Raw genomic sequence first — 14837 nt, forward strand, 5'->3', positions numbered from 1 at the left:
GAGAGGATCATGGAGACATCCAAACTGATCGAAATGCGGTCCGTGACCAAGGAGTATCGCGGGGTTGCAGCGGTCCGAAACGTCGATTTCACGCTCATGCCCGGTGAGGTTCACGCCCTCTTGGGCGAGAACGGGGCGGGCAAGTCCACATTGACGAAGATGATGGCGGGGGTCACCCAACTGACCGAGGGCATGATGCTGCTCGACGGCCGGCCGGTTACCTTTATGACGCCCGGCGAAGCCTTGTCGCATGGTGTGGCCATGGTGTTTCAGGAAACCAGCCTCGTTCCCAGCATGACGGTCGCCCAGAACCTCTTCCTGGGCGAGGAGAAACTCTTCAACCGTCTTCGCGGCATCTACATCAGCGCCCAGCAGTTCATGCAATCGCTGAACTTCCAGGTGAACCCCTGGGCCGATGTCGGGACGCTCGGCGCCGCCCAGAAGCAGATGGTGGAGATCGCAAGGGCGGTGCGGCAGAACGCCCGGGTGATCATTTTCGACGAGCCCACGGCCACGCTCACGCCCGAGGAAAAGCGGCATTTCTTTGCGCTGGTCAAGGACCTCAGGCAGCGGGGTGTCGCGGTGATCTTTATCAGTCACGCCCTCGAGGAGGCGCTGAGCATCGCCGATCGGATCACCGTTCTCAGGGATGGTGAACTGGTGGTGAGCGATACCGTCGACAAGTTCGACCGGGAAAAGATCGTTCAGGCCATGGTGGGCCGCACCTTGTCGGACGATCTTTATCACAGCCACGGGGAAGACAAGATCCGCCGGCCGGGCCGGAAAATCCTGTCGGTGCAGAACCTCTCCATGTCGCGGGTCGTCAAGAACACGTCGTTTTCGATCTATGGCGGCCAGGTGACCGGCATATTCGGCCTGATCGGCTCCGGGCGCACCGAAGCCGCCAAGGTGATCTCCGGCATCTACAAGCGCGACTTCTTTCATGGCGGCGAGGTCAGGCTCGAGAACAAGCCCATTCGCTACCGGACCCCGCGCCCGGCCGTACAGGATGGAATCGTCTATGTGACCGAAGATCGAAAGGTCGAGGGGTTCTATGAAAGCATGTCGATCGCCGACAACATTCATCGTGCTGCACAGGCTGCCAATGTCAGTTCGAGCCTCTTCCTCAACTATTCCGAGATCAAGGAGATGGCCGCCGAATGGACGCGGAAACTCAACATCAGGGCCATCAATTCCAATGCGCGCGTCATCGAGCTGTCTGGGGGTAATCAGCAGAAGGTCGTGATCGCGCGGTCGCTGGTTCAGAAGCCGAAGGTGATCTTCTTCGATGAGCCGACGCGCGGCGTCGACGTGGGGGCGATCTCGGAAATCCACCATCTGATCAATACGCTGGCAGAAGAAGGAATCGCCGTCGTGGTAATCTCGTCTTACCTACCTGAAATCATGAATATATCCGACCGCATCCTCGTTTGCCGGGCCGGGCGTATCGTCGAAGAATTCACACCCGAAGATGCCACAGAGGAACGCATCATGTATGCGGCGGTGCACTGATGGCCGGGAGGATTGCTTCTGCGCCGCCTTCGGGTGGTCGCGTCTGCGTTGTCGGTGCGGGTTTCATGGGGTGCGTGATCGCAACGCTTTATGCGCGCCACGGCTATGACGTGGTCATCTGCGACAGTCAGGCAGCCATGCTCGAAAGTTATGCCGAACGTGCGCGGCCCATCGCTGCAAGCTTTTCCGATGACAGCACCGAAGTCGAGGCGATGGTGAACCGCGTCGCCACCGTGTCGTCCCTGAAGGATGCGGTTGCCGGCGCCTTCATGGTGCATGAGGCGGTGCAGGAGGTGCTTGAGACGAAGCAGGCTGTCTTCGAGGAACTGGATCGGCTGTGTCCGCCGGATGTTGTCCTGGCCTCGAACACCTCCTCGTTTCTCATTTCCGACATCGCCGAAGGTGTCTCCAGTCGTGAGCGTGTTCTCGGAATTCACTATATCACGCCGGGCCACATCATCCCGGTGATTGAGATCATCCACAGCAGCTTCACTCCGCCCGAGCTGATCGACTGGGCGCGCGCGTTTATCCATTCCATCGATCATGTGGGGGTGGCCTGTCCCGAACGGCCCGGCTTTCTGATTAACAAGATCCAGTTCGCGATGCTGACCGAAGTCTACCGGCTAGTCGACGAGGGTCTTGCCAGCCGCGATGATATCGACGCTGCCGTGCGCCTGAGCCTCGGGCCCCGGCTTGCCCTTTGGGGACCGCTATTGACGGAGGATCTGATCGTTTCGAAGAAAACCGCCCTGGCGGTGACGGATTCTCTTTACGAGCAGACGGGTGACGAAAACTACAAGGGGCGAAAGGCGCTTCGGGACTTGGTGGAGCGGGGCGATCTCGGCCTCATGACGGGGCAGGGTTGGTATGCATTCGAGGGTGATCGGAGCGAGACCATCATGGAACGCGACCGGCAGCTTACGGCACTTTTCGACTGGCTGCGCGAAGCCAACGCCGTCGACCGCCTCAAGGTAGAGTAGCGCATGTTTCCTGCTCCTCCCATGAGCTGGAGACGCAGATCATGGTGCAGATAACTCTGCACCATTTGACCGGATCTCCTTTTGTCCGCCGACGAGGCGGATTGCGCTTGTCGGGGTGGTGTATCGGGCAAGCGGCGCAACGTTGCCGAAGGGCTGCCTGCCAACATCAAATGATTAATTCCTGACCGAGACCTAGCGCATGACGAATGGATTGCTAATCTCAGTACTATAGGAAAGCCAAACCGATTTGGTTTCAAGATAGGGATCGATGGCCTCAATCCCGTTCTCGCGGCCAAGACCCGACGTTTTTAAGCCGCCAAACGGCATGAGGAAACTGGCGGCACGATATGTATTTACCCAAACAGTTCCCGCCTGCAGACGTTTGGGCGCAACGGTCGCGCGTTTAATACTGCTTGTCCAAACGCCGGCTGCCAGACCATAGGCGGTGTCATTTGCCAATTGATAAGCTTCGTCGTCATTCTTGAATGGGATGACCGACACCACAGGACCAAATACTTCCTCCTGTGCAATACGCATCTTGTTGTCCACATCGGCGAAAACCGTCGGCTCGACGAACCAACCGTTCCCGCATTCCGGACGCTCGGCTGGAGCACCGCCCAAGGCGCATCTCGCACCTTCGGATTTGGCAATATCGATATAAGAGAGAATCCGTTCGTATTGTGGCCTTGTCGTCACCGGACCGACTTGGGTTGTCAGGTCCATTGGATCACCCATCCTCGTTTTTTTTGCGAGCCCTACAAATCTTTCCAGATAATCGTCATAGATGCTTTCATGTACGAGCAGGCGAGAACCCGCGATGCAGGTTTGTCCCGTGGCCGCGAAAATTCCCGCGATTCCACCCGCGACAGCCGCCTCCAGATCCGTATCGGGAAAGACAATCTGCGCTGATTTTCCGCCCAGTTCCAACGTTAATCTTTTGAAGGTCGGAGCGGCATTCTGCATTATCTTCTGGCCTGCCAGTTCGCCACCCGTGAACGCGACCTTTGAAATTTTCGGATGCGAGGTCAACGGATCTCCGACATCCTGCCCAAACCCCGTAATGATATTGATCACCCCCTCCGGGAATCCCGCCTCTTTAACCAGGGCGGCGAATTCAAGCGCTGAAGCCGACGTGTGCTCTGATGGTTTGATCACTAGCGTGCAGCCTGCGGCCAAAGCCGGAGCCAGCTTCCACATCATCAGCATGAGCGGCGAATTCCACGGTACGATTGCCGCAACGACGCCCACCGGCTCGCGAAGCGTGTATGCAAACATATCCGGCTTATCGATCGGAACCACCGCCCCGTTGATCTTGTCGGCCAGCCCGCCATAAAAATACAGCCACTGGGGAATATAGCGGATCTGACCACCTACCTCTGCCAAAAGCTTTCCGTTGTCGCGAACTTCCACCGCTGAAAGATGATCGGCGTCGCGTTCAACAAGACCGGCGAGTTTTCTCATCAATGCTCCGCGCTCGGTCGGAGACATCTTACCCCAGACCCCGGCGTAAAGTGCACAATGCGCAGCTTCGATGGCATCGTTGACATCGCGTTCGTCACAACGCGGAATTTCCGCCCACGGTTCTCCGGAATACGGATTATAGCTCAGAAAGGTTTCCTTTGACGCGCTGTCACGCCAGCTGTTACCAATAAACATTCGATATTTCTTGAGTTCATCTTTCATTTCTGTCTCCCGGCATACCCGTCATGTTTCGCAAGAAAGCTCAAACCGGGCGTGACGATTTCACCGTCATCTCAACCGGTTGTCATGCCGTGGTTTAAATCTCGGCATTCGTTCCGGATCGGATCAGAGCATTGATGGCAAAAAAGTCGTCAACCCTGGAACCAACGCAAGAATCACCATGCCAATCACGAACAACCCGACAAAAGGCCAGGCCGCAGCAAACACCGATGACAGGGATCCTTCGTTCCAGGCGCTCTTTAGGGCGAAAAGGGTGTAACCGAATGGCGGGGTTATGCCGCCGACGGTGATGTTCACCAAAAACAGGAGCCAGAACCAGATCGGATCATATTCGAACCTGTCGATGATCGGCAGGTAGATCGGGATCACGATAAGCATCAGCGCGATCTGGTCGATAAACATGCACAGTATAAATGGCAGGAGCATCAGCATGAAGAGCATGAACCATGACGATACCTGCAATTCGACGATCCACTGCGTCAGGGCCGAAGCCCCTCCCGAAAATGCAAGCAGTTGGCTGAACAGCTTGGAACTTGCCATGATGATGAGGATCATGGCCGAGATCTTGGCTGACTCTCCTACCGCCTCCACGACCATTCGAATGCTGAGGTTCCGGTAAATGGCAGCGGTCATCAGCGAGCCCAACACCCCCATTGCTCCCGCTTCGGTCGGTGTGGCGACGCCCATCAGGATCAGCCCCATCACCAGTGCGATAATAATTGTGAACGGCAGAAGTTTTATAAGCGCCGTCGCCGCCTCAAGGAGACTGGGTCGGCTTTTAGCATCCTCATCCACAGGGGCGAGTGCCGGATTGCGCCAAATTCTGATGAACACGTAGGCCGCAAATAGCAAAGAGAAAACCAGCCCCGGAATAATCCCGGCAATAAGGAGACCTGCGATGGACACACCGGCCAGGGTGCCGATTATGATGACCAGCACACTGGGCGGTATCAGCGGCGCGAGGCTGGCTCCCGCGAGGATCGTGCCGATAGAAAGACGCGCGTCATACCCCCTGGAAACCATGCCCGGCAACAAAGAACGACCGAGCATTGCCGCAACGCCCATGGCGGCCCCTGACAATGTGCTGAAGACTGTGGCGAGCACTATGGACAAAATAAACTGCCGGCCGCGGACGCGCCCAACCAGCGTATCGATCGACTGGAAAAGAACCTCGACGGCTCTGCTCCTGAAAAGCAACTCGCCCATAAGAATGAATAACGGGATCGTCACCAGGGAGGAACTGGTCGCCGTTTCGAAGAAACTACCCGAGAACATGCCGAAACCTGCCGGTCCCAACAGCAGCATCGAAGCCCCGAGATTGACAACGAGAAAAGCCACGAAGACCGGCATGCCGCTGCCCATCGCCAGCAATAGCAGTCCCACGCCAACCAGAACAGCTGGAATTCCCTCGATCATTGGAACTGCCCCTTTGAGCCTTGAAAGCTTTGCCCGAACGCCATGCGCAGAAAACTCAGGCCGGTATTCAACATGCCCAGGAAAACAAATGAGAATAAGATCCATTTTGGAAACTGGATTGTTGTGAGCGTGACGGTCCCCCGCATGTACAATCGTTGGGTTTCACCAAAGAAAATATACGCTGTCCAAAGACAAACCCCGGCACCGACGAGAAAACCGAACCTTCGCAATATCCTGGCTTTGCGTTCGTCGAGCACGTCAAGAAATATAGAAACCGAAACGTTCCCATGGATTCGGGTGACATGGGGAATGACAAGAAAAACGGAAATCAGCAGAAGAAAAGAGACTGAATCGCTTGCCCATTTTGTCGGTGCGCCCAGGAAATATCGCATCACGACTTCATAGGCAAAAATCGCAACGATAACAGCGAGTGCCATAGATCCGAGTTGGTAGCCGATACTGATAGTAACGTCGTGAAGGCGCAAAAGCGTCCTGAACGAACGGTGGAACAAAGCCCTCATCCCTGACTCCGTTGTTAGCGTGAAAGATGGTTGCCCCAGAGGGGCAACCATCTGCATCTGCGGTCAGTCTGAGATATTGGCTTTGTTTGCCATGGTCCGAATTTCGGCAATCGCTTCGGGGTTGACGGTACTCGCCAACTCCGTCACGCCGTTGAACCAGGCGCTTTTGAGCGTGGCCGCAAATTCGGGCTGGAAATCGGTGGCTTCCATTCCTTCGGCGATCAGCATCTCCATTTCGGTCGTCGCAAGACCATCGAAAATTGTCGAGCTTTCTTTCTCATAAGCCAGTGCCGCAGCCTCGATCTCAGCTTTGGTTGTTTCATCGAGGCTGTTCCATGTATCGAGATTCATCAAAAGCATATGGCTGACTTGGCCAAAGGTCGGCCGCACGAAGTAATCGGCAACCTCGAACCAGCGATAGTTCACCGCGCCGACGGTCGGCCATGCGGCACCATCGACTACCCCACGTTCGAGTGCGGGGTAGATTTCCGGCCCAGGCAGAACAACCGGAGAGCCGCCGAGTTTCTCGATCACGGGATGATAAAGTGGAGTTCCCCGGATGCGACGGCCATTCAGTGCGTCTTCACCCAGAGGCTCTTTCAGGAGCATGTGGAAGCCGTTGCGATCATAGAACACGGCGATCAGTTTCAGTCCGACTTTCTGGTATTCTTGGTCGGCGAAATCCCAAATGCCGGAGTCATGAAGTTCTTCGCTGGAACCGCTTAATGCGTCTAAAGACATACCAACGGCAATATCGTTGTAGTGATATCCTCCATTTGTATAGAGCATATTGAATACGCCTTGCGCGACCGGATTGAACTGTTCGAAAGGCGGTACCGTTTCGGGACCAAACCTGGATAAGTTCAGATTTTCGGTGGTCTCGTTTTCGAGATACTCCATAAATGGCATCAAAACCTCACCGACGGCGGCATAGCTCTGATCCCAGCTTGAAAGGATTTTCAAATCGGCCGCCATCGCATGGTTCGTCGCGACATGTGGCAGTACAATTGACGCGACAAGGCCGTATATTATGTTTTTCATCTGCGTTCCTCCTGTTTTATTTTAAGCACATGGCTGATGGATACTTTGCCCCCAAAGAACCGACCGAATACAACTCCCGAATTCGGTTTGGTTCTCGTCTCGATCCATTCGGTTCCCTAGAAAACGATCACTCCTTTTCCAGACGCTTGTTTGTCCAAAAGCTCATAAGCTTTTCCGGCCTGATCGAGCGTCCAGCGATTGGAGAAAATTGCCTCGACGTCGACGCCGCGATCCACCGAGAACGTTCCGCATTCCTCCATGATGTTCGTTGAGAAGGTGAAAGACCCGACCACATTGATCTGCCTGAAAATCACGTCGGCGGAAAAATCGACTGACGCCGGCCTGCCCAGTCCGACAAACACAGCGGTTCCCCACAGCCGAAGGCACTTTATTGCATCGGTTATCGCCTGCTGCGCCCCCGATGTTTCGATCGAGAAATGTGCGCCTTTGCCGTGTGTCAGATCCCTGATCGCCTCGACCGCATTTGTATCCGCAGGGTTAATCGTTTCGGCGGCGCCGAAGCGATTGGCCATCTCGAGACGTTCTGCGTTAACGTCGAGTGCGATAACCCGTGCGCCCATTGCGGCAGCGAACTGGGTGCCGGATAACCCGACCGGACCCTGGCCGAATATTGCAACCGTATGGCTCGAATTCGGCTGGACCTTGCGAAGAGCTGAGTAAGAAGTGCCTGAGCCGCATGCGATCGCCGCACCGGCTTCGAACGAAAGGCTGTCCGGGAGCGTAACCAGCGTATGAGCTGCGCATTTCATGTATTTGGCATGCGCGCCATGTGCGGTCCAACCATAGATATCGGGAACCATGGTCTCGCAAATTTGAGGCCATCCCGTCCGGCATTGGTCGCATATGTGACAGCCGGAATAGTGATGTATCATGACGCGTTGGCCGATGCGGGCGACACGCTCGCTCACTCCCGGACCGACCGCAACCACAACACCGGAAGGTTCATGGCCTCCGATCATTGGCCCGTTGTCGCGCATGGTCTCGTAAGGTTTTCCCTTGGCCAGCTCACGAAATGCCTGATCGTCTGACGGTGCCCGATAGGCGTGCAGATCGCTCCCGCACAGACCTGACGCCTTAACTTCGATCACGACCTCTCCCGGCCCTGGAGTCGGATCATCGAATGTCATGATTTCAACCTTGCGATCCCCGGGAAACGTTACGCCTCGCATGTAATTCTCCCCTTTGCGCCATGCTTGAATTGGCAATTCCGCAGACGTGCGCATCCACTTGGCGCGTCGTTTTCCTGCATTTTCTAGCGAGTATTCATTTGGCCGGTCGGCCTGGTCTCCGCGAGCCAGTCACACAGCTCTTGAAGTCACGCCAGCTGCGCAAATGCTTCAGCCTGCCGGGAATTTTCTTCCAAAGCCATGCATGGTCACCTTGGGTCTCTCCTCCATGTCCAACCCCTTTAACTGGTAAGGCTCAAAGTCAGTCGCCTGAGCCGAAAAGCGGATCTCTTTGCTTTTTTTCTCGATATGACGTGCCTGGCGGCGCGCCTTGATCTGCGAAATCGTGGTGTACTGCGACGATGATTGTCCAATATGAATTTGGCGATGATTTATATTGTTCAGGTTATGTATTGAGTGATAAGAATAAGCTGTTGTCCGGCGTCGGCCTGCTTTCAGATAAAGCGTTTTCGAAGCGTCGATTTCGATAGCGTGCAGGTTGAGGGGAAGAGCAGGTATGTCTAAGTCGCTTTTGCAAAACGTAGATTTGCAGCTGCCAAACAGCTTTCTGCGTTCAAGGAATTTGACACTCCACAAACTCAATGTTTTCTGCAAGGTCGCTCAACTCAACAGTGTAACGCGCGCAGCGGAGCAACTTAATATTGCTCAACCTGCGGTGACGGCGCATCTGCGCGGTCTGGAGGAAAGTGTTGGCGCTCAGTTGGTGCAGAAAGTCGGTCGTAACATAGAGCTGACCCATGCCGGAAAACGGATATATACTTGGGCATCCGAGATCTTGCATCGCAGTTCTGAGATGTTTCTCGACCTTGTGGACATCAACAATGGCGGTCTGGAGAGAACGAAGATCGCAGCGTCGATGGTCGTGGGGACTTATAAGCTACCGGATATAATACTCGAAAATCATAGATCAAACCCATCGCACAAGGTTTCTGTGTCGGTCCTGACACCCTATTTGGCGACTGAGGCGGTCTTGAACGGCGAATGCGATTTTGGGGTGACGCTGATCAACCCAAACAAGGACACGTCCAAGCTTGAAATTGAATTGCTTTGGAGAGAGCCTCTCTACCTGGTCGCGGCTATCGAAAGCGACCTGGTCCAAGACGTGGCCGGGCTTCAAGAGCTTTCGTCCTTACCTCTCGTAACACCTCCCCGAGGTCAGATTGCCCGAGAACTAATCGATGAAGCGCTTCGGACAGTGGGATTGTTCAGAACGAATAGCGTAATGGCATTCGGTCATCCGGAACCGATTCTGAAGGCTATCCGAGCTGACGTAGGAGTGGGTTTCGTTTTCGAGAGCGCGCTCCCGCCTGACATGAACCAATACGGGCTGCGTTTCGTGAAAACTCCCGAAATCAGTTTATCAATGCCACTCTATCTCGTTTACAACAGCCAGGCCGTATTCACTGAAGCGCAAAAACAATTGATGGAGCGGATCAGAGCTGCGTTTGCCAGGAACTCGAGCGCCGCGTTGCAAAATCCCGCTGAGGCAACCAGCCCGTCATCGTGATCGAAGTCGGAAAAACGCCGGCTTCCAGCGCTCCAGACTTCGGTCTCAGCGCATCGACCAAAGGACTCCGCGCTAATGCGGAGGAAAAGGGATCTCAGATCAACTTGTCTGACAGTCCCGATGCTGGCTGAGCCGTAAACGTCTCATTCAATCGAGAAAACCTCGGAAACTCAACTTAGCTTTGCATGGATCCAATATGCTCAATACTTTTGCAGATGGTATGGGCAACAGCAATGGCCCTTGCGGTTGCCATCAGCATCTGCGGCAACACCATCCACTCAAGCGTCCAGGCCTTGCCCGATCGTTCCTGCTCATGCACCACCGAATGGTGCATGGCTGAGACCTGCACAGCGTTGAACTGAGCCAACGTCACCAGCAACTCTGCGCCGATAGGGTTTTTCTTATGCGGCATTGCCGAGGAGCCTCCTCCTCCAGACAGCGTTATTTCTTCGATGCCCTGCTGCTTCATCAATGCCACGTCCTGGCCGAATTTACCGAGCGTACCGGAGACAAGCGACAGGTAGCCTGCATATTCCGCCACTCCGTCGCGTGTCGCGTGCCATGCTTTATCAGTCGGGGCTAGCCTGAGTGCGGCGGCAATCTCCACAACTACTCTATCGGCTTTTTGACCCAGTGCTTTCCGATCGCCGGAAGCGCCTCCGATCTGAACCTTTTCCACGCGGGGCCGCAATTCGGACAGCCGCGCCAAGTGGTCGTTCAACGGCAATCTCCACGTTTGAACCCGATCGCGTACCTTGATCTTGGTGGCCGACTGCATCCTGGTACGTCCCATAAGAGGCTCATCGCCAAAACGTTTCTCTACGTCCTCGAAACTGCGATAAAGCGCTACCAGGCGCTGAGATAATAGGTCGGATGCTTCGCGCAACGTCAGTGCCAGCGCGGTGTCCATCACATCTTGTGAGGTTGCACCCTTGTGCACCACGTTATCCGGGGAAACGGCTTTCAACTGATCTACAAGCCGCGGAACCGGAACCCCGTCTTGACTCATGCCCCTGGCAATGTCGTCCAGGTCAATTTCCGCTGTTTCGATTGCCTCCGCCGCTGTCTCGGCCGTATCCGCATCAAACAACCCGACCTTTGCGCAAGCGCGCGACCACGCTGCCTCGAAGGCCAGCATATGTCTAATCTGGCGTTCCGGCGACAATATCCTGGCCATCTCCGCATCGCCAAAAAGACCGGAGAGCCAAGGGTGGTCGAAAACAGATAAGCTCACAAAAAAGGCCCTGAATTAAAGGGGCGACCCATGCCGCCCCCTTGGCAAAACAAACCGGAAATATCGCACGATGCTCTAGATATCGAGAAAGACGGTTTCTCCCTCGCCCTGGAGACGAATGTCGAAGCGGTATTTGCCCTCGCCGGTTTTCTTTGCGACGAGCGTTTCCACGCGATGGCGCTGTTCTATCCGGTTTAGCAGCGGGTCTTTCGAATTGTCCTCATCCTCGAAGTAAAGCCGAGTGTTGAGGCCGATGTTGATCCCGCGGGACACCACCCAAAGAGAGATATGCGGCGCACTTTCGACACCGCCACGGCCTTTGTAACGGCCGGGTTTGACCGTGCGCAGCGTGAACTCACCAGAGTCCGCATCCGCGGCAAAACGACAATGGCCGGTAAAGGCGGGATCGGCTCCTTCGGTGCCCGGGAAAATACCTCCCGCGTCACACTGCCAGCTTTCGATCAGTGCGTCCCGCATTGCCCAACCCGTGCCGTCGTAGACCGAGCCTACGATCTCAATGATATCGCCCTTCACGTCGCCCTGTATGGGGGTGGTGCCGATCTCTTCGTGATAATAGCCGGCATTGCCCGCATAGGTCGGCATCAAGCCGATATGAACATAAGGTCCAGCCGTTTGGGACGGAGTTTCGATCAAGTTGTCGAGTTTCTGTACCATTATCACATGCCCTCCAGTTTATTCTCAAACATGGTTTGGCGGCGACCGCGCAACACGATGTCAAATTTATAGGCGAGGAAATCGAGCGGCCGGGATTTCGAGAAGTCGAGCGGTGCGACGAGACGGTCAAGCTGACTGCGATCCTTGATCGTAGCGGCAATCGGACAATGATTGATGAGCGGATCGCCCTCGAAATACATCTGGGTGATCAGGCGTTGGCCGAAGCTGTTGCCATAAATAGATATGTGGATATGCATCGGACGCCAGTCATTGCCGCCGTTCGGCCAAGGGTAAGCTCCTGGACGCACAGTGAGGAATTCGTAATAGCCGTTTTCGTCTGTGATGGTCCGGCCGCAGCCACCGAAATTTGGATCGAGCGGAGCAAAGTAAGTGTCTTTCTTGTGGCGGTAACGCCCGCCCGCGTTGGCCTGCCAAATCTCGATTAGCGTATTGCGTACGGGTCGGCCCATCTCGTCCAGCACGCGACCATGCATCAGAATACGTTCCCCCACAGCCGGAGCTGCGCCCTTGGTCCAGTTTAGAACCAGATTGTTGTCCAACGGACCGAGCTTGCTGTGACCGAAGGTCGGGCCCGTCTCTTCCGACGGGGAACTTTCCATCGACAGAAGCGGCAGGTTGGGCGAGCGTGTTACGCTCGTTTTGTAACCGACATCGTAAGGGTTGGGATGGATTGCACGATTGCGCGGGATTAGTGGTCCTTGATCCCGGTTCGATAGGCCAGTCATTCTCTCTCCTCCATTTCAGCAAAGGTTTCCTTGGCAAGTTTCAGGGCATGGTTTGCTTTTGGAACTCCCGCATAGATAGCCACATGCTGCAGCGCTTCCGCGACATCGTCTTTTGACGCGCCCGTGCGCGCGGTGGCCCGGATATGCATCGGAATTTCATCGAAATTGCCTGTCGCCGCCAGAAGCGCGATGGTCAGCATGGACCGCTCTCTGCGCGAGATTTTGTCCGAGGACCACACTACACCCCAAGCCCCCTCGGTGATGAGGGTTTGAAACGGCAGGTCGAATTCAGTCTTCTTTGCCTCGGCACGATCCACGTGGGCATCGCCCAAAACCTCGCGCCGGGTCTTCATGCCCTGATCGAATCTGTTGTTCATTCGCTAATCCTTTCTACAAACTGCGTCAGCGCTTCGGTAAAAGCATCAGGCGCTTCAATCGCAGGCAAATGCCCGGTGTCTCCGAACATCACCAAACAGGCGAATGGAAGGTTGACGGCAAGCGCTTCGATCACTTCAGGTGGGGTTGCCAGATCGTACTTGCCGCCGAGTACCAGCGTGGGCTGTGTGATTTCACCCAGACGATCAGAAATGTCCGTGCCGGCAATCGCGGCACAGGTGGCGATGTACCCTTCTTGACATGTGCGTGCCAAAAGTGTGTGCCACAAAAACGCTTTGTTGTCCGCGAGCATCTTTGGTCCAAACCACCGTGGCAGAATTCCCTCGGCCATCGCTGCCATGCCGTGTTCGCGCACATCCGCGATACGCGTGTGCCAGCCCTCGGCGGCACCCAGCGTCGATGCGGTGTTGGACAAGACCAGGCCGTCAACGCGTTCTGGAGCCATTAAAGCGATGTGTTGCGCGATCAGCCCCCCGACAGAGCAACCGACGATGACTGCGCGATCCATGGCCGCCTGATCCATCGCGGCCAAAACATCGCTGGCCAGTTCCGGAATGCCATAGCCGGGAGGGGCGGTTTCGGACAGGCCGTGACCGCGCTTGTCCATGCGCAAACAGGCCCAGTCGGTCGGCAGGGCTGCTACCACCGCGTCCCACATCCGCAGATCCGTACCGAGTGAATTGACGAAAACCAGCTGGCTGCCCTCACCGGAACGGTGATTGGTGTGCATTATTCCCCAGTCGCGTGTTAGTGCTTGCATCGGTCCCTCCCGAGCAATCCTTCACATAATTTTTAGGTTTCGAAAAATACAAAAACGTGCCAAAAATATAACCAAATGAATATACCACCTGGTTTGAAACTGCGCCATATCGAGGCGTTTCTAGCGGTCGCGCGGAGTGGCACGATTTCAGCTGCTGCGCGGGTGCGCAATGTCTCGCAGCCCGCATTGTCCAAAACGGTCAATGAGCTCGAAACCATTTTAGGGACAGCGCTATTCGAACGGACCGGAAGGCGCGCAATCCTTACGCCGGCAGGAGAGGGCTTTCGCGCGCATGCATTGGCCGCGCTACAGAGTCTTGAGGCGGGGGTGCGCGATCTTTCGGGAAAAGTTCCGGTCGGATTGGTCAAAGTCGGGGTGTTGCCCACGGTTGCGGGGGGATTTTTTCCAACGGTTGCACTGGATTATCATCGCACGCATCGGGATGCGCGGGTTGGAATCATCACCGGGCCTAACCGCTATTTGTTGGAGATGCTGCGATCGGGGGGGATTGACTTCATGGTTGGGCGAATGCCGTCAGCCAAGAACATGCCGGGCCTGACCTTCGAACATCTTTATGACGAGCCGGTACTCCTCGTGGCGCGGGCCGATCATCCCGCGCTGGCAATGCCCGCGCCAAAGGCGCTGACCACTTTTCCGCTGATAGCCCCGAACCCCGGAGCGATCATCCGACAGATCGTGGATCAGTATCTGGTCGCGCAGGGACTGAGCGGGCTTGTTCCGGCCTTCGAGACGGTGGCCCTTCCCTTGGCGCTGTCTCTGGTCGAACAATCCGACATGCTGTGGTTTATCTCGCGCGGGGTCGTTGAGCGCGAATTGCGGCGGGGCACGCTAGCGGCAATCGAACTCAGGTCGGACTATATGGCTGGTTCGGTAGGGATTACGCGCAGGTTCACCTTCAACGAAGACAGCCCCGCCGATTTATTGGCGAGGCTGTTGCACAAGCGTGCGGAGGAAATGGTCGGCTGAGGGGTCTCGGGCCACTTTGGGAGCGATTTCGTTCCCTGGTCAAATCGGGTGCCAATTTCGAGGGGTCCTTCTCTCCGAGTTTCAGGTCGAACATGGTGCTGCTCGTGGCGCGCGCCGGACATTTCCGGCAAATGCCCCGGAGCGATGGCGCCG

General features: G+C 55.8%; 14 protein-coding genes. 4 read left to right on the forward strand and 10 right to left on the reverse strand.

Translation table 11 applies throughout. The annotated features are described in order from the left end of the window. Nucleotides 1–9: 9 nt before the first annotated feature. Complete coding sequence (locus tag O6760_RS08725) at nt 10–1512, forward strand: sugar ABC transporter ATP-binding protein (RefSeq protein ID WP_152505183.1); 1503 nt, start codon at nt 10–12, stop codon at nt 1510–1512. Further along, complete coding sequence (locus O6760_RS08730; protein WP_152505184.1) at nt 1512–2492, forward strand: 3-hydroxyacyl-CoA dehydrogenase family protein; 981 nt, start codon at nt 1512–1514, stop codon at nt 2490–2492. The genes O6760_RS08725 and O6760_RS08730 overlap by 1 nt, the downstream gene beginning before the upstream one ends. 192 nt (nt 2493–2684) lie before the next feature. Here the strand turns inward: O6760_RS08730 and O6760_RS08735 are convergent, their stop codons facing one another. The 5 genes from O6760_RS08735 to O6760_RS08755 form a co-directional block, all read right to left on the reverse strand. Then, nucleotides 2685–4175: an aldehyde dehydrogenase gene (locus O6760_RS08735; protein ID WP_152505185.1), complete on the reverse strand. Its 1491-nt coding sequence runs from the start codon at nt 4173–4175 to the stop codon at nt 2685–2687. A gap of 123 nt (nt 4176–4298) precedes the next feature. Next, on the reverse strand, nt 4299–5609 hold the full coding sequence (locus O6760_RS08740) for a TRAP transporter large permease (protein ID WP_152505186.1): 1311 nt from the start codon (nt 5607–5609) through the stop codon (nt 4299–4301). Further along, nucleotides 5606–6130 (reverse strand): TRAP transporter small permease, encoded by a 525-nt coding sequence (locus O6760_RS08745; protein WP_173013794.1) that lies wholly within the window; start codon nt 6128–6130, stop codon nt 5606–5608. The genes O6760_RS08740 and O6760_RS08745 overlap by 4 nt, the downstream gene beginning before the upstream one ends. A gap of 63 nt (nt 6131–6193) precedes the next feature. Next, on the reverse strand, nt 6194–7171 hold the full coding sequence (dctP, locus tag O6760_RS08750; protein WP_152505188.1) for a TRAP transporter substrate-binding protein DctP: 978 nt from the start codon (nt 7169–7171) through the stop codon (nt 6194–6196). Nucleotides 7172–7287: 116 nt separating this feature from the next. Further along, complete coding sequence (locus O6760_RS08755) at nt 7288–8361, reverse strand: zinc-dependent alcohol dehydrogenase family protein (RefSeq protein WP_152505189.1); 1074 nt, start codon at nt 8359–8361, stop codon at nt 7288–7290. Nucleotides 8362–8875: 514 nt separating this feature from the next. Here O6760_RS08755 and O6760_RS08760 point away from each other — a divergent pair. Further along, on the forward strand, nt 8876–9886 hold the full coding sequence (locus O6760_RS08760; protein ID WP_152505190.1) for a LysR family transcriptional regulator: 1011 nt from the start codon (nt 8876–8878) through the stop codon (nt 9884–9886). Nucleotides 9887–10061: 175 nt separating this feature from the next. Here O6760_RS08760 and O6760_RS08765 read toward each other — a convergent pair whose 3' ends face one another. The 5 genes from O6760_RS08765 to pcaD all read right to left on the reverse strand — a co-directional run bounded on the left by O6760_RS08765 (nt 10062) and on the right by pcaD (nt 13697). Next, nucleotides 10062–11120 carry a 3-carboxy-cis,cis-muconate cycloisomerase gene (locus O6760_RS08765; RefSeq protein ID WP_152505191.1) on the reverse strand — a complete coding sequence of 353 codons (1059 nt, stop codon included), beginning with the start codon at nt 11118–11120 and terminating at the stop codon, nt 10062–10064. Between the two features lie 75 nt (nt 11121–11195). After that, on the reverse strand, nt 11196–11795 hold the full coding sequence (gene pcaG / locus O6760_RS08770) for a protocatechuate 3,4-dioxygenase subunit alpha (protein WP_152505192.1): 600 nt from the start codon (nt 11793–11795) through the stop codon (nt 11196–11198). A 2-nt stretch (nt 11796–11797) separates the two neighbouring features. Beyond that, nucleotides 11798–12541 carry a protocatechuate 3,4-dioxygenase subunit beta gene (pcaH, locus tag O6760_RS08775; RefSeq protein WP_152505193.1) on the reverse strand — a complete coding sequence of 248 codons (744 nt, stop codon included), beginning with the start codon at nt 12539–12541 and terminating at the stop codon, nt 11798–11800. Then, nucleotides 12538–12918 (reverse strand): 4-carboxymuconolactone decarboxylase, encoded by a 381-nt coding sequence (gene pcaC, locus O6760_RS08780; protein WP_152505194.1) that lies wholly within the window; start codon nt 12916–12918, stop codon nt 12538–12540. Before pcaC ends, pcaH begins: the two co-directional genes overlap by 4 nt. Then, nucleotides 12915–13697, reverse strand: coding sequence for a 3-oxoadipate enol-lactonase (pcaD, locus tag O6760_RS08785; protein ID WP_152505195.1), 783 nt, complete (start codon nt 13695–13697; stop codon nt 12915–12917). The genes pcaC and pcaD overlap by 4 nt, the downstream gene beginning before the upstream one ends. 75 nt (nt 13698–13772) lie before the next feature. On the opposite strand from pcaD, the gene O6760_RS08790 reads away from it, so the two are divergent. Next, complete coding sequence (locus O6760_RS08790; RefSeq protein WP_152505196.1) at nt 13773–14684, forward strand: LysR substrate-binding domain-containing protein; 912 nt, start codon at nt 13773–13775, stop codon at nt 14682–14684. Nucleotides 14685–14837: the final 153 nt, after the last annotated feature.

This window comes from Roseibium sp. Sym1 (assembly GCF_027359675.1).
Taxonomy (GTDB): Bacteria; Pseudomonadota; Alphaproteobacteria; order Rhizobiales; family Stappiaceae; genus Roseibium.